The 17,072-nt window shown below is 62.1% G+C and carries 15 protein-coding genes; 8 read left to right on the top strand and 7 right to left on the bottom strand.

From position 1 onward, the window contains the following. Positions 1–24 precede the first annotated feature (24 nt). Positions 25–2,517, top strand: coding sequence for a fused MFS/spermidine synthase (locus HX823_RS12485; protein WP_177075040.1), 2,493 nt, complete (start codon positions 25–27; stop codon positions 2,515–2,517). A gap of 43 nt (positions 2,518–2,560) precedes the next feature. On the opposite strand, the gene HX823_RS12480 is transcribed toward HX823_RS12485, so the two are convergent. Then, a complete protein-coding gene (locus HX823_RS12480) occupies positions 2,561–3,229 on the bottom strand; it encodes a DUF3313 domain-containing protein (protein WP_177075039.1) in 669 nt (222 codons plus the stop codon). Positions 3,230–3,401: 172 nt separating this feature from the next. Here HX823_RS12480 and HX823_RS12475 point away from each other — a divergent pair, with 172 nt between their 5' ends. Further along, complete coding sequence (locus HX823_RS12475; protein ID WP_177075038.1) at positions 3,402–5,594, top strand: tetratricopeptide repeat protein; 2,193 nt, start codon at positions 3,402–3,404, stop codon at positions 5,592–5,594. Positions 5,595–5,614: 20 nt separating this feature from the next. Here HX823_RS12475 and HX823_RS12470 read toward each other — a convergent pair whose 3' ends face one another. Then, complete coding sequence (locus HX823_RS12470) at positions 5,615–6,109, bottom strand: hypothetical protein (RefSeq protein ID WP_177075037.1); 495 nt, start codon at positions 6,107–6,109, stop codon at positions 5,615–5,617. A gap of 166 nt (positions 6,110–6,275) precedes the next feature. Between HX823_RS12470 and ccoN the strand changes: the two genes are divergently transcribed. From ccoN to HX823_RS12455, 3 genes are all read left to right on the top strand, one after another. After that, positions 6,276–7,703 carry a cytochrome-c oxidase, cbb3-type subunit I gene (ccoN, locus tag HX823_RS12465; protein ID WP_177075036.1) on the top strand — a complete coding sequence of 476 codons (1,428 nt, stop codon included), beginning with the start codon at positions 6,276–6,278 and terminating at the stop codon, positions 7,701–7,703. Position 7,704: 1 nt separating this feature from the next. Continuing rightward, positions 7,705–7,914: a cbb3-type cytochrome c oxidase subunit 3 gene (locus tag HX823_RS12460; protein WP_038851525.1), complete on the top strand. Its 210-nt coding sequence runs from the start codon at positions 7,705–7,707 to the stop codon at positions 7,912–7,914. Between the two features lie 90 nt (positions 7,915–8,004). Further along, the gene (locus tag HX823_RS12455) at positions 8,005–8,694 is read left to right on the top strand and encodes an aspartate/glutamate racemase family protein (RefSeq protein WP_038851526.1); all 690 of its coding nucleotides are present in this window, start codon (positions 8,005–8,007) and stop codon (positions 8,692–8,694) included. On the opposite strand, the gene HX823_RS12450 is transcribed toward HX823_RS12455, so the two are convergent. From HX823_RS12450 to HX823_RS12435, 4 genes are all read right to left on the bottom strand, one after another. Beyond that, positions 8,691–9,203 (bottom strand): GNAT family N-acetyltransferase, encoded by a 513-nt coding sequence (locus tag HX823_RS12450; RefSeq protein ID WP_177075035.1) that lies wholly within the window; start codon positions 9,201–9,203, stop codon positions 8,691–8,693. The genes HX823_RS12455 and HX823_RS12450 overlap by 4 nt on opposite strands. Positions 9,204–9,264: 61 nt before the next feature. Beyond that, on the bottom strand, positions 9,265–10,329 hold the full coding sequence (locus tag HX823_RS12445) for a DUF1176 domain-containing protein (protein ID WP_177075034.1): 1,065 nt from the start codon (positions 10,327–10,329) through the stop codon (positions 9,265–9,267). Between the two features lie 54 nt (positions 10,330–10,383). Beyond that, positions 10,384–11,523, bottom strand: coding sequence for a glycerate kinase (locus HX823_RS12440; protein ID WP_033902920.1), 1,140 nt, complete (start codon positions 11,521–11,523; stop codon positions 10,384–10,386). 91 nt (positions 11,524–11,614) lie between these two features. Continuing rightward, positions 11,615–12,721: a sugar diacid recognition domain-containing protein gene (locus HX823_RS12435; protein ID WP_038851532.1), complete on the bottom strand. Its 1,107-nt coding sequence runs from the start codon at positions 12,719–12,721 to the stop codon at positions 11,615–11,617. Positions 12,722–12,883: 162 nt separating this feature from the next. Between HX823_RS12435 and HX823_RS12430 the strand changes: the two genes are divergently transcribed. Further along, complete coding sequence (locus tag HX823_RS12430; RefSeq protein WP_177075033.1) at positions 12,884–14,194, top strand: MFS transporter; 1,311 nt, start codon at positions 12,884–12,886, stop codon at positions 14,192–14,194. Between the two features lie 13 nt (positions 14,195–14,207). Here the strand turns inward: HX823_RS12430 and HX823_RS12425 are convergent, their stop codons facing one another. Then, on the bottom strand, positions 14,208–14,912 hold the full coding sequence (locus HX823_RS12425; protein ID WP_177075032.1) for an SDR family oxidoreductase: 705 nt from the start codon (positions 14,910–14,912) through the stop codon (positions 14,208–14,210). A gap of 101 nt (positions 14,913–15,013) precedes the next feature. On the opposite strand from HX823_RS12425, the gene HX823_RS12420 reads away from it, so the two are divergent. Next, entirely contained in the window at positions 15,014–15,916 is a 903-nt protein-coding gene (locus HX823_RS12420) for a LysR family transcriptional regulator (protein WP_177075031.1), read from the top strand. A gap of 79 nt (positions 15,917–15,995) precedes the next feature. Further along, positions 15,996–17,006, top strand: coding sequence for an aldo/keto reductase (locus tag HX823_RS12415; RefSeq protein WP_177075030.1), 1,011 nt, complete (start codon positions 15,996–15,998; stop codon positions 17,004–17,006). Positions 17,007–17,072: the final 66 nt, after the last annotated feature.

Here is a 17,072-nt window from a genome sequence, read left to right as displayed (position 1 = left end):
GATTCAGTGTTCAAGGTCATCCTCATGTCTTCACGTTTCGCCAACACAGTCGTCGTGCGCACGGCTGTCCTGCCCATCCTGATCCCCGCCCTCCTCCTGTTCCTCTCCGGCGGTGCGGCCTTGGTGTATCAGGTGCTGTGGATCAAGCAGCTGTCCCTGGTGGTAGGCGTCGAGGTGTATGCAATTACTGCGGGCATCAGCGCGTTTTTTGCCGGGCTGGCATTCGGCGGCTGGCTGTTCGGACGTTTGGCGGACCGCTTCGCGCGGCCGCTGTTGTTGTATGCAGGTCTGGAATTATTGGTTGCTCTGCTCGGGGTGGGCGCGACGCTCGCCCTGGGCGTGGCGGCCGAACCGTTTGCCTGGTTGGAACAACGCATTGGCCTGCTGGCCTGGGCGTTGCCGTTTGCCCTGGTCGGGCTGCCGGCGGTGTTGATGGGCGGCACGTTGCCGGTACTGGTGCGCTCGTTGGGTATCGACGCCAAGGGTTTGAGCCAGGCGGGTGGGCGCCTCTACGCGGCCAACACCGCCGGGGCGATTGTCGGGACGTTGCTCACGGCGTTTGTATTGATTGCCCAGTTTGGCGTGCGCGGCAGCGCGATGATGGCGGCGATGCTGAATCTGCTTGCTGCGGTGGGGGCAGTGTTGGCGGTGCGTCATCAAGCGCCTGTTGAGATCGCACAGCCGCGCCCCATGCAACCGGCACGACTGGCATTGGTGCTGTACGCCATCGCCGGTGGCGTTGCCCTCGGTTATGAAGTGGTGTGGTCGCAGTCCATCGTGCAATTCATGAGTACCCGCACGTATGCGTTCGCCGTGGTACTTGCCACCTACCTGACCGGCTTGTTCATCGGCAGCCAGTTGATGTCAGGTCGTGTAGAACGTCTTCGCGATCCCTGGGGTGTATTCGGCCTGCTGATCGCGGGCGCAGGCTTGGTGGCGCTGCTGGAAATCGCCCTGTTGGGGCGCTGGTTGGTGCTGTTGCAAACCCAGGCTGAAGCGCTGGTGCTGGGCCTGGGCGCAAGCGAGCTGCCGGGGATGAGCGCACGTTTTGCAGTGGCGGCATTGTGCATCGTATTTGTGCCGACCTTGCTGCTGGGCGCGGCGTTTCCCGTGGCGTTGCGCTTGAGTGTGGGCAATCGGCATGTCGGCCGTGACGTCGGCGCGGTGGTGGCCTTCAACACCTTGGGCGGGATTATCGGGGTGATGCTGTGCGGGTTCGTGTTGATCCCGTGGTTGGGGTTGGTACGGACCTTGGGCGTGTTGGCTGTGGTGGCTGGCGTCGTGGGGTACCTGGCGGTACGCCGTGGCCAGGGTGTTAAAAAAGGACGGCGGCAGGCGGTGATTGCACTGGGGCTGGTGTCGCTGGCGATAGCACTGTTGACCCCAGAGGATCGCCTGGCCAAATTGCTACCCGGTGCGCGCAACGCCAGCCTGGCGTTTTACCAGGAAGGCCGTGGCGCGACGGTGGCAGTCGTTACCCAGGGCCAAGGAGCGCGGGCGTTTCAGCGTTTGTATATCCAGGGCATCTCCAACACCGGCGACGCCATGCCATCGCTGCGTTATATGCGGATCCAGGCGCTGTTGCCGCTGCTGATTCACAACGCCGAGCCCGAGTCTGCGCTGGTGATCGGCTTCGGCACCGGCATCACGGCGGGTGCGCTATTGCGCTATCCAGGCCTGGAACATCGGGTGGTCGCTGAACTCCTGCCAGCGGTGGTGCAAGCCGCCCCCTTGTTCAAAGGCAACTTCAATGCCGCCAGCGATCCAGGCATCGACTTGCGCTTGCGCGACGGTCGCCAGGAACTGCTGCGCAACCCGCAAGCCTACGACCTGATCACCCTGGAACCCCCGCCACCCTCCGCTGCCGGCGTGGTGAACCTGTATTCCCAGGACTTCTACCAATTAGCGGCCATGCGCCTCGAGAAAAACGGCTTGCTCGCCCAATGGCTGCCGCTGCCGACGCAAAACATCGACGACTCCCGCGCCTTGGTGCGCAGCTTCCTCAACGTGTTCCCGTACGCGTCGCTGTGGACCAGCGAGTTCCATGAGATGCTGCTGGTGGGCTCCCTGGAGCCGATCACCCTGGATGCACAACGCATACACCAACGATTTGAGGAACCGGGCTTGCGCAGCGCCCTGGCGGACGTTGGTATCGATTCGGCGGCGACTCTGCTGGCAACCTGGGTCACTGATCGCCAGGGCCTTGAACGATTTGCCGGGGATACGTTGCCGGTCACCGACGATCAACCGCGCATCGAGTACGCGCCGTGGGTGCGCAGCAAGGAAATCACCCGCGTACTGCCGGCCTTGCTCGATCTGCGCGTGCCCGTGCCGCTGATCCATGCGGATGAGACCTTCGCCCGAACGTTGACGACCGAACAACAGCGCCTGATGCAGTTCTACCGCGCCAGCCTGCACGCCTATAACGGTGATCGGGATGCCTGGAGCCGGGAGATGCGAGAGGTCATGCGCGCAGACGGCGCCAATCCTTATTTCCGTTGGTTTGGCGGTCAGTGAAGCGGTGGTGAGGGCACATAGGCCCTCTCCCTTTCCGGACGGCCTAGTGTTTGAGCTTGACGTAGGACTGATGCAAGTCCGACGCCCAGCCATCGATCACGCTTTTCACATCGTCGGCCTTCATTACCTGGGCCTCGTTCGATAGCGGCTTCCCGGTGCCTTTGCGCACCACTTGGGCAAGCACCTTGCCACTGGCGCCGTCGAGGAACTGCGCCTCTGTGCCCAAGGTGGTCTCCTGGTCACGATGGCCGGACGCGGTGCTGACCGTCGCGACGACCAGGGCGACAGGGATGTATTCATACGGAGCAAGGCCCTCGGTCTTGCTGCTCACGGCCGTGATCGCCGCCCGCACCACGATCACACCCGGCCCAGGTGCATTGGCCAGGGGCAGGGATTTTTCCAACTCACGCTTGAGCGCCTGGTTGTAATAGGTGTTGATGCCGTTCAGGGTGCTTTCCGGGATTTTCGCCGTGGCCTGGGGCTTGGGGTAGAACTGCGTCGGTTCGACGAACACCGCGTGGTAGCGGCTGAGGTCCAGCTTGGGATCGACCCAACGCATCACCTCGGCTCCCGAAGGCGACTGGGCTTCCTTGAGTTGGCTGTAGTCCGAGAGAAAGCCGGAGTACTCGTCTGGTGAAGTGACCTTGCTGGCACAACCTGCCATGGCGACCGACGCCACGCACAGCGTGCTGATCATTAGCCTTAGTTTCATTATTGAACTCCCTGGCGATCATCATCGAAACAGTGAGCTGTAGGTATAGCCAATCCTGGGGAATTAACCTCATTTGCGCGGCCTGTTTGACAGACCAGCCCCCAGCGTCAAAGCTGCACAGAGCTTAAGCGCGCCAACAGAGCGTCCACGCATCAAGACAACGGAAGTCGGAATGCCCAGGCCCAAAAAACAACACGCTGCGCCCCACCGTGAATCACCCCGTCGTTATCTGTACCCCGTTCTGATTGTGTTGCTGTTGTTGGCCATGACCGGGATCTGGTTCTTCCTGCAGGCCAGTACGCCTCGGTTGCCGCCGCCGGTGGTGGCCGCCAAGCCGGTGGTCATGCCCCCGGCCACCCTGGTCGATGAGCAACAGTGTCAAGGCTGCCACCAAGCCCAGGCCAAGGATTGGCAGGGCTCGCACCATCAACTGGCGATGCAATTGGCCACGCCGCAGACCGTGCCGGCGGACTTCAACGATGCGAGCTTTATCGGCGAAGGTGAGACCACGCGGTTCTTCCGCCGGGGCGATGAGTTCTGGGTCAACACACCGGGCAGCGACGGCAAGGTGGCCGATTTCAAGGTGGCCTACACCTTTGGCATCGCACCGTTACAGCAATACCTGATCGACGTCGGCGGCGGTCGCCTGCAAGCCCTTGGCGTGGCTTGGGATACCCAACAGAACCGCTGGTTTCACCTGTATCCCGGCCAGGGCGTGAACTTCAAGAACCCGCTGCACTGGAGCAAACCCAGCCAGAACGCCAACTTCATGTGCGTGGAATGCCACACCACCGGCTACAAGCGCAATTTCGATGCGCAGAACAACACCTTCGACAGCCAATGGAACAGTCTCGGTGTCGGCTGCCAGGCGTGCCATGGCCCGGCGTCCAACCACCTGCAATGGGCGGCGAAAAAAGGCGACCTGCTGCACGCAGGCTTTGCCGTGGACCTCAAAGACAAGGACGCCACCGTCGAACTGGAAACCTGCGCCCGCTGCCATGCACGCCGTGCGCCCCTGGGCGATGGCTTTACCGTGGGTAAACGCCTGATGGACGACTACCTGCCCAGCGTGCTGACCCGTGAGCTGTATGCCCTGGACGGCAAGATCAAGGATGAGGTGTTCGAACACGGCTCCTTCGCCCAAAGCAAAATGGCCGAGAAAGGCGTGCGTTGCAGCAACTGCCATAACCCCCACAGCAATGAACTCAAGGCGCCAGGCAATGCGGTGTGCCTGCAATGCCATAACACTGCAGGCAAAACTTCGATCACCACAGTGGATGGGCGCGGGCTACAGGCCAAAAACTACGACGCTCCTGAACACACCGGTAAACCGGGTTCGTTCTGCGTTGACTGCCATATGCCAGGCAAGGTCTATATGGGCAACGACTTGCGTCATGACCACAGCTTCAGCATCCCTGCCGGGGCACGGGACGTGCTGAAAGCACCGACTTACGCCGAGAGCATGGTGTTGATTCGCGGCGGCCAACCCGGTGCGGCCCAGGCGTTGTATGACCAACTGGCTCGCAGCAACCTACCGGCCATCCAGCGCGCGACGCTGTTGGTCGAACTGCCCAACTATCCCAGTGAACAGGCGTTGATACTGGCGACCAAGGACCTCCTCCACCCTGCCCCGCAAGTGCGGGAAAGTGCCGTGCGTGCCGTCAGCGCCCTGCTGCCGCCAGCGGAACGCGTCACCCTGTACGCGCCCTTGCTCAGGGATCCCGTGCGCGCCGTGCGGATCATTGTCGCGCGGGACCTGTTGAGCGTGTCCGGCCAGGGCCCCGCCTGGGACAGCGCCATTGCTGAATATGAACAGGTGCAATCAAGTCTGCTCGAACGTGCCGAAGCCAACCTCAACCTGGCGATGCTCTACCAGGCCAGCGGTCGTGGCGACAAAGTGGAAGCGCAATTGCGCACGGCGCTGCTACGCGACCCGGATTTCTTCCCGGCGCTGGTCACCCTGGCGCAGTGGCTGGAAGCCAACGGCCGTACGCCAGAAGCACGCAGCCTGATTGCTGATGAGTTGGCTCGACACCCAGATGCCGCGCTATTGCAGCACACCCAAGGCTTGATGCTGATTCGCGCGGGCGATACGGCAAAGGCCATGTCTCACCTGCGCAACGCCGCCCGCCTGGAGCCTGCCAACGGTCAGTTCACCTTTGTGCTGGCGGTGGCGTTGCATGACAGCGCCCGTGTCGACGAAGCCTGCCAGCAATTGGAAAACCTGCTCAAGCGCCAGCCGTATCACCGCAATGCGCGGCTGTCGTTGATCCAGTACTACCTGGAAAACGGTCAGGAGCCCAAGGCGCAGGTAGTGATGCAACGTTGGAAAAAGCTCAACCCTGGTGATCCAGCGCTTAAATAAACTTGCCCACAACCGACAGTTCAGACGCGTTCGCGTGGAATCAGGCTCTGCAACTGCGAGGCCAGGAAATTCGCGTCGAAGCCAAAGGTGTCCGGATCTTTCAGGCCATTGGTCTTCTTCCACAGCCAATCATTTTTATCCGCCGGCAGCACCAGCGAAACGCTGCCGTGCCGCGCAGCGGTCAAGCCCATGACCGACACGGAGATCAACCCGCCCACACCCATCACGTCCGGCACGAATTCCACCGGTTTGCCGGTGATATTCACGGTCAGTTTCTCGGTCTTGAAGGTCGATGCCTCCACCGGCACGCTGGGCCCACTGGCGACATAGGCTTCACGATGCACCTCCAGCAACCCGACCGTCTTCACCGGCTCAAGCCACTGCTCGATCTGACCGAACAACTCATCGAGCTTTTGCGCCCAACGGGCTGACTGCACATCGAATTGCTGTTTTTTATGCGCTTCGCTGTCGGCGTAATGACGAAGCATCTCGCCCAGTTGTTGTACGTCGTCCATTGCGGATTTCCTTGGGTGAGCCAGGTTGCGAAGCCTGATCATGGCAGATGCAGTCGCTCAACGTACGGCTTAAAACTGATCCGCAACAATGAGGTTTTTCTGAGCCTGTTTTGTTTTGCCCACGCTTCCTACAGTGCCGCCACTTGGAACCGTGGGAGGACTGAGCATGAACACAGCAACAATCGGGCAGGCCTATAACTATAAAGTCGTCCGCCAATTTGTTATCGCCACCATCATTTGGGGCGTGGTGGGCATGGCCATGGGCGTGTGGATCGCCTCGCAATTGGTGTGGCCGGAAATGAACCTGGATTTGCCCTGGACCACCTTCGGCCGTTTGCGGCCCTTGCACACCAGCCTGGTGATCTTCGGTTTTGCCGGCAGCGCGCAGTTTGCCGCCAGCTACTACGCGGTACAGCGCACCTGCCAGGTGCGCTTGTTTTCCGACACTCTGGCAGCCTTTACCTTCTGGGGCTGGCAATCGGTGATCGTGATCATGCTGATCAGCTTGCCGCTGGGCTACACCACCACCAAGGAATACGCCGAGATCGAGTTCTCCGGCGCGGTGTGGATGGCCGTGGTTTGGGTGGCCTATGCCATTGTGTTTTTCACCACCGTGGTGCGACGCAAAACCCAACATATTTACGTGGGCAACTGGTTTTTCGGCGCCTTTATCCTGGTGATCGCCATGTTGCACGTGGTCAACCATTTGGCGATCCCGGTGGATTGGTTCAAGTCCTACCCGGTGTATTCCGGGGCTACCGATGCGATGGTGCAGTGGTGGTACGGGCACAACGCCGTAGGGTTTTTCCTGACCACCGGTTTTTTGGGGATGATGTATTACTTCGTGCCGAAACAAGTCGGACGCCCGGTGTACTCCTATCGTCTTTCCATCGTGCACTTCTGGGCGTTGATCACCCTGTATATCTGGGCCGGCCCGCATCACCTGCACTACACCGCCCTGCCGGATTGGGCACAGTCACTGGGCATGGCCATGTCGCTGATTCTGCTGGCGCCGAGCTGGGGCGGGATGATCAACGGCATGATGACCTTGTCCGGCGCCTGGCATAAGTTGCGCAGCGACCCGATCCTGCGGTTCCTGGTGCTGTCCCTGGCGTTCTACGGGATGTCGACGTTCGAGGGGCCGATGATGGCGATCAAGACCGTCAATGCCCTGTCCCACTACACCGACTGGACCATCGGCCACGTGCATGCCGGCGCCCTGGGATGGGTGGCGATGATCACCTTTGGCTCGCTGTACCACATGATCCCCAAAGTGTTCGGGCGCGAGCAAATGCACAGCGTGCCGCTGATCAACCTGCATTTCTGGCTGGCGACCATCGGCACCGTGCTGTACATCGCGTCGATGTGGGTCAACGGCATCACCCAAGGCCTGATGTGGCGGGCGGTCAACGATGACGGCACCCTCACCTATTCCTTTGTCGAAGCCTTGCAGGCCAGCCATCCGGGGTTTGTGGTGCGGTTTGCCGGGGGGGTGTTCTTTCTTACGGGGATGGTGCTGATGGCCTACAACACTTGGCGCACGGTGCGAGTCGCGGACTTGAAAATGGCGCAGCTCGATGCGCGGATCGCCTGAGATGTGGGGCCTGCTGATGGTGGTGTGCCTGTACGGCGCGGTGGAGTATTGCTTGCGCGGGCAGTCGGACAAAAGTCTGGACGACGCCAGCCTGATACCCTTTGCCGATGACCCGGAGGTGGCGCGGCGCGTGGAGCGGACGACCGGCAAGCGGATCAACGCGGTGGCGCCGGAGGAAGCCAAGCCGGGTTGGGTCAACCTGGACATGTGAAACTGCACCGGTCATTTCGCGGCCAACTGCGTATGACTAATCCCCGCCCGATGGGTAAGGTGAAGTGACTTTCCTTGTCAGGAGCATCGCATGCGCACCATCGGCCTTATCGGCGGCATGAGCTGGGAGTCCAGCGCCGAGTATTACCGCATCATCAACCAGCGCGTGCGCGACCAGCTCGGCCCGCTGCGCTCGGCGCAACTGTTGATGTACAGCGTGGACTTCGGCCCGGTGGAACAGGCCCAGCACGCCGGCCGCTGGGATGACACCGCACTGATCCTCGAAGATGCCGCGCGCCGTCTGCAAGCCGGTGGCGCCGAGTGTGTGGTGCTGTGTACCAACACCATGCATTTGGTGGCGCCGCGCATTGAAGCGGCGGTGTCGATTCCGTTCCTGCACATCGCCGATGCTGCAGGTGCAGCGGCCGTGGAAGCCGGCACGCTGACTGTCGGCCTGCTCGGCACCGCGTTTACCATGGAGCAGGACTTCCTTAAATCGCGCCTGGCGGCCCAGGGCCTGACCGTGCTGGTGCCCGAGGCGGACGAGCGACAGGCCGTGCACCGGATCATCTATGAGCAATTGTGTGTCGGCGTGATCAGCGATGCGTCACGCAAGGTCTACCAAGGCGTGATCGAGTCCCTGGCCGCACGCGGCGCCCAGGCGATCATCCTCGGTTGCACGGAAATCAGCCTGTTGATCAAGCCCGAGCACAGCGACTTGCCGCTGCTGGACACCACCGAGCTGCATGCGCAGGCTGCGGTGGCGTTTGCCTTGGGCTAAGCCGACTGGCGCAGGCGCGCCATGCTGACGGTGTCGACAAACTGGCCGTCACGCAGGGCGTAATCACGCAATACGCCTTCGACCTCAAAGCCGAACTTGCGGTACAGCCTCTGTGCCGCATCGTTGTCGGCGTACACCGTGAGTTCCACCCGGCGCAGGTTCATCCAGTTGTCGGCCACGTCCAGCGCAGCCGTCAGCAGGCGCGAGCCAACCCCTTTGCCCTGCCACGCCGTGGCCACGCCCATGCCGAATGAACCGACATGGGCCTGGCGTACCCGCAGGTACTGTTCCAGGCCAAGCTGGCCGATCACTTCACCACCGTGCACGGCCACCAGTTGCAGGCGCCGCTCGTTGTCCTGTACCAGCTTGTTACGCCACGCCTCTACCGACTGGAAAGGCATTTGCAGCACCTGACGGCACACGGCCGGTTCGTTATAGAGCGCGGCGACGCCCTCGAGGTGGGCCTCAGTGAAGCGCTGGATCACGATGTGGGGTTCAGGTGTATGCATTGTGTTTCATCCTTTGAAAAACAAGTGGCCGGCCAGTGTAGAGGCGCTGTGGGCCCGATGGCTAGGGCGCCGGCACGGTCGTCCACAACGCTGGCCAATCTCCGTAGCCGACCCCGGTGCAGCGCGGCATTCTGTGGAACTCGCTGAGCTGGAAACGCTTGCCATCGAACACCCAGGAAGCACCGCCGCCGCAATCACCGATCCCACGCTGCTTGTAGAAATAACTCAGGGTCCCGGACGCTTCGTCATACCCGACCGAGCCTTGCAGCGCGGCGTCTTCCAGGGGCAGCGGTTGCAGGTCCATTGGCGTTTCCTTGTAAGGCGCCTGGCGCTCACGGCTGCTGACGTCGAACTCGCAGTTATAGGCCGCACAGTCATAACGCGTCACCGTCATGGCCTGTTGCGCCGTCAGCGCGCCAACTTTTGCCTCGGGCTCACCTTCCTCAGGCTTCACGGCCTGCAAGGCAGCAGCCACTAGGCCCGCCTGCTCCTGGGCAGTCAGCGGCGGCGCTACTGCAAACTTGCGCAGCACCGGCGCTGGCACACGTGGCGCAACTTCGCTGGCGGCACCCTTGCCGGGTCGGGCGAGTGCCGTCACGTTGTCCACGCGGCCCTGCACGGCATCCATCAGCAGCAACGAAGCACTCAGGCCGCTGAGCGACACATGGGCCGCCTCGTCGCCCGGCAACTGCAGGCGCTGGCCATTGCGCAAACGCTGCAACCAACGCCGCGCGGCCGCGTCCTCGATCACCCCGAAGGACTGCACCTCGGGGTCGCCGCCCTGGTCATCCAGCTCGACGTGCAAGTCCTGCGTCAGTTCCAGGCCCAGCGGCTTGCCATCCAGCAGCAAATCAGACAGGTCCACCTCCTCGCCTCGATGATCAAAACGCAAACGCAGATACCCTTGAGGTCCGGCCTGGTGCCAGAGGTGCAGGGTCAGCGAGCTGTAATCCTCTTCATTGACGCCGCTGGGCGCGCTGAGGGCGTGGCAATTACGCAGGTTGTCGCAACCGATGACCCACTGCTTGATCTCCCGCAGCAGCGGGACCGATTCGGTAGGGGGTTGAGCGAAGGCTGGGGCGGTGGCGCCTGCCAGAGACAGAGCCAGGAGTGCGGGGCGCAGCATAGGGACTCTCCGTGTCAAAAAAGTCGCGGATTGTCCCATGCCTGGGGTTTTACGTCAGCGCCGTGTTGCCACGCGCCACACCCGCGCAATATCCGCCGCCCGCTCCTGCAATAAACGCGGCGCCTCGTTGCATGCCTGTTCCAGGCTCATCGGGCCGCAAGGCAAGGCGAAGGCGGCGTCCACGCCGTGGGCGTACATCTGTTCGTAGCCATCGCCCAAGGTGCCGGCAATCACGATCACCGGTACGTTGTGTTGTTGGGCAATGCGTGCCACGCCAAACGGGGTTTTTCCGCGCAAGGTCTGGGCGTCGAAGCGGCCTTCGCCGGTGATCACCAGGTCGGCGCCACGTACGGCTTCGGCCAGGCCGACCAGCTCGGCCACCACCTCGACACCTGCGCGGAACTGCGCGCCCAGGAAGGCCTTGGCGGCGAAACCCAGGCCACCTGCAGCGCCGCTGCCAGGTTCGTCGCGTACATCGTTGGGCAGGACCTTGGCGCAGTGGTCGGCGAAGTGGCCGAGTGCAGCGTCCAGTTGTTGGACTTGCTCGGGGCTCGCGCCTTTTTGCGGGCCAAAAATCGCTGAGGCGCCGTGGGGGCCGCACAGCGGGTTGTTCACGTCGGCGGCGATTTCAAAGCGCACCTGGGCCAGGCGTGGGTCGAGGTTCTCAAGGTTGATCTGCGCCAGGCGGGCCAAGGCCAGGCCACCGGGTGGCAGTGCCTGGTGTTCGGCATCGAACAGTTGCACGCCGAGCGCCTGCATCGCCCCTGCGCCGCCATCGTTGGTAGCACTGCCGCCAATCGCCAGGATGATGCGCCGGGCGCCCGCATCCAGGGCGGCGCGGATCAGTTCGCCGGTGCCATAGGTGGTGGTTTTGCACGCGTCGCGCTGGCCGGCCGGAACCAGTTGCAAGCCGCTGGCTTCAGCCATTTCGATGATTGCGGTGTGGCTGTCGGCCAACCAGCCCCAGTGCGCTTCAACTGCGACACCCAACGGGCCGCGTACGCTGTGGTGACGCAACTCGCCATTACAGGCGGCCAGCACCGAATCCACTGTGCCCTCACCGCCGTCCGCCATCGGGCACTGGATCAATTGCGCATCCGGCCAGACCTGGGCCAACCCGGCAGCAATGGCCTGGGCGACGCCTTCGGCACTCAGGCTGTCCTTGAACGAGTCGGGGGCGATGATGATTTTCATGGGCTTTCTCCGGTTTTTATAACGCCCATGCTGCCAGTTGCCACGGCCGATGACGCCGGTCCGATGCACAAGTACCGCGGCGCTTTGTTGTTCATTCCGACAAAGGCTGGGGCAGCAGCTGTACGCCCAGGTAGAGCGCGAGCATGCCGTCCAGGGTCAAGGGGTCGACGCCACTGAGTTCGGCAATCCGTTCCATGCGGTAACGCAGGCTGTTGCGGTGAATACCCAGGGCATCGGCACAGGCCTGGCTTTGCCCGTCGTGTTCACACCAACTGCGCAATGTGGCTTGCAGCTGACCATTGCTGTCCTTGGCCAGCACTTTGCGCAGGGGGTTGAGCAGTTCGTCGAGCGCATCGTCATTGCGATGGCGCCAGAGCATCACGGGCAAGCGATAGCGATTGAGCGTCAACAGGCGCGACTGCGGCAGCACATCACGGCCATAGGCGAGCAGATCACCCACACGTCGATAGCAACGGCGCAACCCCGCCAGACCATCCGCTTGCCCGCCCACGGCGACGCGCAGGATGTTCCAACCGAGACCTTCGAGTTTTTCCAGCAAACGCGGGTTGTCGACCGGCACTGCCGCTGGCCGGCACCACAGCAATGAGTATTGCGCCGAGCTGACACACCAGCTGTCCGGATAACGCGAGGTCAGCCAGGCACTCAGGGCTTCCGCCGATTGTCCTGCGCCCAGTTCAAACAGGTACGGCGTGCGCGCCAGTTGCGGCTTGAGCCCCAGTTGCTGAGCTTCGTCCACCAGGCGCGGCGAATCGCCGGTTTCGGCCAGCAGCAAGGCCAGCAGATCATCACAACGCTGGCGCCGCCATTGTTGCTCGGCCTGCTGGTGGCGATGGCTGACCAGCATCTCGGCGGTCATGCGCACCAGTTCAGCGTAAGTACGCAGGCCCTCGGGCTCGCCGGTGATGCCAAGCACGCCGATCAGGCGCCCGTCGTGCAGCAACGGCAGGTTGATGCCCGGTTGCACCCCCTTGAGGTGCTTGGCAGTCTGGCCGTCGATTTCCACTACGCGACCATTGGCGAGCACCAGTTGTGCGCCTTCATGGCGGGTGTTGATGCGCTCGGGCTCGCCGCTGCCGAGAATCAGGCCTTGGCTGTCCATGACGTTGACGTTATAGGGCAGGATCGCCATGGTCCGATCGACGATATCCTGCGCCAGGTCATGATCCAGCTCGAACATGGGGCTAAATTCCTTGAAAGCGATGGGTTGTTCATAGGCACAGCGCAAAGCCGGGTTCGCTGTGCGCAAGCACAAAGACAGCAGCCTGCCAGGTGGCCGAGACTCAATGGGCGATCAACGTTACCCTCGCATCGCGAAAAATCATAATAAAGAGAGACTGCCATGTCACAGAGCGCCACGACCCCACTGGCCACCGATGACGATAAAAACGCCATCTACAAGCGCATTACCCTGCGCCTGATCCCCTTCATTTTCATCTGCTATCTGTTCAATTACCTCGACCGGGTAAACGTTGGCTTTGCCAAGTTGCAGATGCTCGATGCGTTGAAATTCAGCGAAAACGTATACGGCCTCGGTGCCGGGATCTTCTTCATCGGCTACGTGCTGTGTGGCGTACCGAGCAACCTGGCGTTGACCAAGTTCGGTCCACGGCGCTGGATTGCGTTGATGATGATCGTCTGGGGCACGCTGTCCACCTGCCTGCTGTTCGTCACCACGCCGACACATTTCTACACCTTGCGCCTGTTTACCGGTGCCGCCGAAGCGGGCTTCTTCCCCGGCGTGGTGCTGTACCTCTCGCAGTGGTTCCCGACCTTCCGCCGTGGGCGGATCATGGCGCTGTTCATGTCGGCGATCCCGGTTTCCGGGTTGCTCGGCAGCCCGTTCTCCGGCTGGATCCTCAACCACTTCGCCGCCGGCCAAGGCGGCCTCGCGGGCTGGCAGTGGATGTTCCTGCTGCAAGGTATTCCGACCGTCGTGCTGGGCGCCCTCGCCTACTTCCTGCTCAGCGACAGCTTTGCCAACGCCAAGTGGCTCAAGCCCCACGAACGCGCAGTACTGGAAGCCGATCAGGCGACCGACCTGGCGAACAAGCCGAAGACCACCACCGACTCCCTCGCTGAGGTGTTCAAGAACCCGGCCATCTGGGCGTTCGGCCTGATCTACTTCTGCATCCAGAGCGGCGTGTACGCCATCAACTTCTGGCTTCCGTCGATCATCAAGAACCTGGGATTCAGCGACAACCTGGTGATCGGCTGGCTGAGTGCGATCCCTTACCTGCTGGCGGCAGTCTTCATGTTGCTGGTGGGCCGCTCCGCCGACTTGCGCAAGGAGCGTCGCTGGCACTTGGTGGTACCGATGCTGATGGGCGCTGTCGGCCTGGTGATCGCAGTGAACTTCGCGACCACACCCGCTATTGCAATCCTCGGCCTGACCATCGCCACCATGGGCGCGCTCACCGGCCTGCCGATGTTCTGGCCGGTGCCTACTGCCATGCTCAGTGCGGGCGCGGCGGCAGGTGGCCTGGCGTTGATCAACTCCATGGGCCAGATGGCCGGCTTCCTCAGCCCGTACATCGTCGGCTTTGTGAAGGATGCCACCGGGTCCACGGATGTGGCGTTGTACCTGCTGGCGGCGGTGATCGTCGCCGGTAGTGTGTTGGCGCTAAGAATGACGCGCACCCTGAAGGCTTAAAACGCTCCAGCCATCAGAGCAGACCGCCGCCGTCGATATCAATGACGGCGCCGGTCATAAAGCCATTTTCCATGGCCAGTACATACCCCGCTGCGACCTCCTCCGCCTGCCCCACTCGCCCCACCGGCAGCGCACTACCGGCCTTGGCGAACATTGCCAAGCGCTGATCGTCTGCAAGCCCGGCATAGGCCGGCGTATCAATCACCCCCGGACTGATCGCATTGACGCGGCGTGGCGCCAGTTCCTTGGCCAATTGCTTGACCAGTGCTTCGGTCGCAGCGTTGATACCGGTCTTGATGAATTGCCCCGGCACGGATTTACGCCCCAGTTGCCCGGAGGTCAGGCTGATGCTGCCGTGCTCGCTCAAAAATGGCAGCGCCAACTGGATCGCCCGCAATGAGCCCCACAGTTTTACGTTGAAGTTCTCCTGGGCTTCGCTCAGGTCGGTTTCGATCAAGGTCTTGGCGCGCACGCTCGGCCCTGAGGTGTAGACCAAGTGATCAAAGCGCCCCACCGTTTCGTAAAGGCGTTGCAGGGAAGCTGCATCAGTGACGTCAACCGGTTCGCTGCGCAGGCCGTTTTCGACGCCACTCACTAGCCGCCGCCCAGCCAGTACCACCTGCGCACCCCGCGCGGCAGCAGCCTTGGCCACGGCGGCACCGATGCCGCTGCTGCCGCCGATCACGATGACGGTTTTACCGTTGAGGGAAGAAGGCATGGGAGGGATTCCTGGTTGAGAAAGTGAGTGTTTATCTTCCCAGCTTGGCAATCCGCGAAAAATCCCGGTAAAACGACAAGATCTTTAAAGGATTTTTACAAATGAGTTCGATCCTCGACCTTGAAGTCTTCGTGCGCACCGCCGACACCGGCAGCCTGTCCGCCGCCGCCCGTGGCCTGGGCTTGACGCCGGCGGCAGCGAGCATCGCCCTCAAACGCCTGGAAACCCGCCTGGGTATCCGCTTGCTCGCACGCTCCACGCGCAGCATGCGCCTGACCGAGGAAGGCCGGCGTTACCTCGACAGCGTGCGCGTGGCACTGGCGGCGTTGTCTGAAGGCGAACAAGCACTCAAGCAGCAAAGCCAGGGCTTGAGTGGGTTGCTGCAACTGGCCGCTCCGTCGGATTTCGGGCGCAATGTGGTGCTGGGCTGGCTGGATGAATTCAAGGCCGAGCACCCGAACATCCGCCTGCAATTGATGCTCAACGACAGCAATGCCGACCTGTTCCGCGAAACCGTGGACATCGCCCTGCGCTTTGGCGTGCCCCAGGACTCCAGCCTGGTAGCGTTGCCGATTGCCCCTGATCACCACCGCGTCGCCTGCGCCAGCCCCGCTTACCTGGCACGCCACGGCACACCGCGCGAGCCCATGGAATTGTCCGCGCACAGTACGCTGCGGTACATGCGCCAGGGCCAGGTGAGCAAGACGTGGCGGTTTCGCCAGGGTGATCAGCTACAGGAGGTGGAAGTCTCAGGTGATTTCCTCAGCAACGACGGAGAAATCGTCCGCCGTTGGGCGCTTGGCGGGCATGGTATCGCCTACAAGGCCAGGCTCGACGTGATCGGCGATATCGCGGCCGGTCGACTGGTGCCGCTGTTTGAGGATTGGCAAGGCGAGCCTGCCCCGTTCAACCTGATGTGCCCTCACCGCCTGCAGGTGTCGGAACGGGTGAAGGTGCTGCATCGATTTCTACAGGCACGTTGCCAGGCGTTGCTGGGTTCATGAAGAAACGCGCGCGGGGCTTGTCCCAGAGCGGCTGAGTCTGGTATTGCAGGGGTACATTTCCCGCCTTGAGGAGTTATCCATGATTTACCGCACATTGGGCCAGTCCGGGTTGAAGGTCAGCGCCTTGACCCTGGGCACCATGATGTTTGGCGAACAGACCAACACCGAGGACTCGCTGCGCATCATCGACAAGGCCTGGGACCAGGGCATCAATTTTATCGACACGGCGGACGTCTACACCGGTGGGCGTTCCGAGGAAATCGTCGGCGAAGCCATTGTGCGCAATCGCCAGGATTGGGTGGTGGCATCCAAGGTCGGCATCGGCCCGGCGGACGGCTTGCCCAACCGCAGCGGCTTGAGCCGCAAGCGTATTTTCAATGCGCTGGAAGCCAGCCTGACACGCCTCGATACCGACTACCTGGACATTTACTACCTGCACCGCGAAGACCACAACACGCCGCTGGAAGTGACGGTGTCGGCGATTGGCGACCTGATCCGCCAGGGCAAGATCCGTTATTGGGGCCTGTCCAACTATCGTGGCTGGCGTATTGCCGAGGTGATTCGTGTGGCGGAGCGCCTGGGCGTCGACAAGCCGGTGATCAGCCAACCGCTTTACAACATCGTCAACCGCCAGGCCGAAGTGGAGCAGATTACCGCGGCAGCGGCCTACGGCCTGGGCGTGGTGCCTTACAGCCCACTGGCCCGCGGTGTGCTCAGCGGTAAATACGCCCCGGACGTTACCCCCGAAGCCGGCAGCCGCGCGGCGCGCCAGGACAAACGCATCCTGGAAACCGAATGGCGTGTGGAGTCGCTGCGCATCGCCCAGCAGATCCAGCAGTACACCCAAGGTCGCGGCGTCGGGATTGTCGAGTTTGCGATTGCCTGGGTACTGAACAACTCGGCGGTCAGTTCTGCGATTGTCGGGCCACGTACCGAGGCGCAGTGGGACGCTTATATCGGCGCGCTGGAGGTGAAGATCAGCGCCGAAGATGAGGCGTTTATTGATTCGCTGGTGACGCCGGGGCATTCGTCCACGCCGGGGTTCAATGATGTCGGGCATTTTGTTTCCGGTCGCGTGCCACGCGTTTAAGCCTGAAAAACTAGTGTGGCGAGGGAGCTTGCTCCCGCTGGGTCGCGAAGCGGCCCCGGCTTTTTT

Origin of the sequence: Pseudomonas sp. P7759, from assembly GCF_013386445.1 — a bacterium.
Classification (GTDB): domain Bacteria; phylum Pseudomonadota; class Gammaproteobacteria; order Pseudomonadales; family Pseudomonadaceae; genus Aquipseudomonas; species Aquipseudomonas azotoformans_A.
The sequence above is the reverse complement of the archived record's forward strand: the minus strand, read 5'-3'. Positions and strand labels throughout refer to the sequence as shown.

Coding starts and splice junctions, on each gene's coding strand:
- HX823_RS12455 (WP_038851526.1), top strand. CDS start 8,005: ATGCGCACCATCGGCCTTATCGGCGGCATGAGCTGGGAGTCCAGCGCC.
- HX823_RS12425 (WP_177075032.1), bottom strand. CDS start 14,912: ATGCCTTCTTCCCTCAACGGTAAAACCGTCATCGTGATCGGCGGCAGC.
- HX823_RS12485 (WP_177075040.1), top strand. CDS start 25: ATGTCTTCACGTTTCGCCAACACAGTCGTCGTGCGCACGGCTGTCCTG.
- HX823_RS12415 (WP_177075030.1), top strand. CDS start 15,996: ATGATTTACCGCACATTGGGCCAGTCCGGGTTGAAGGTCAGCGCCTTG.
- HX823_RS12470 (WP_177075037.1), bottom strand. CDS start 6,109: ATGGACGACGTACAACAACTGGGCGAGATGCTTCGTCATTACGCCGAC.
- HX823_RS12460 (WP_038851525.1), top strand. CDS start 7,705: ATGTGGGGCCTGCTGATGGTGGTGTGCCTGTACGGCGCGGTGGAGTAT.
- HX823_RS12420 (WP_177075031.1), top strand. CDS start 15,014: ATGAGTTCGATCCTCGACCTTGAAGTCTTCGTGCGCACCGCCGACACC.
- HX823_RS12480 (WP_177075039.1), bottom strand. CDS start 3,229: ATGAAACTAAGGCTAATGATCAGCACGCTGTGCGTGGCGTCGGTCGCC.
- HX823_RS12440 (WP_033902920.1), bottom strand. CDS start 11,523: ATGAAAATCATCATCGCCCCCGACTCGTTCAAGGACAGCCTGAGTGCC.
- HX823_RS12450 (WP_177075035.1), bottom strand. CDS start 9,203: ATGCATACACCTGAACCCCACATCGTGATCCAGCGCTTCACTGAGGCC.
- HX823_RS12430 (WP_177075033.1), top strand. CDS start 12,884: ATGTCACAGAGCGCCACGACCCCACTGGCCACCGATGACGATAAAAAC.
- HX823_RS12475 (WP_177075038.1), top strand. CDS start 3,402: ATGCCCAGGCCCAAAAAACAACACGCTGCGCCCCACCGTGAATCACCC.
- HX823_RS12435 (WP_038851532.1), bottom strand. CDS start 12,721: ATGTTCGAGCTGGATCATGACCTGGCGCAGGATATCGTCGATCGGACC.
- ccoN (WP_177075036.1), top strand. CDS start 6,276: ATGAACACAGCAACAATCGGGCAGGCCTATAACTATAAAGTCGTCCGC.
- HX823_RS12445 (WP_177075034.1), bottom strand. CDS start 10,329: ATGCTGCGCCCCGCACTCCTGGCTCTGTCTCTGGCAGGCGCCACCGCC.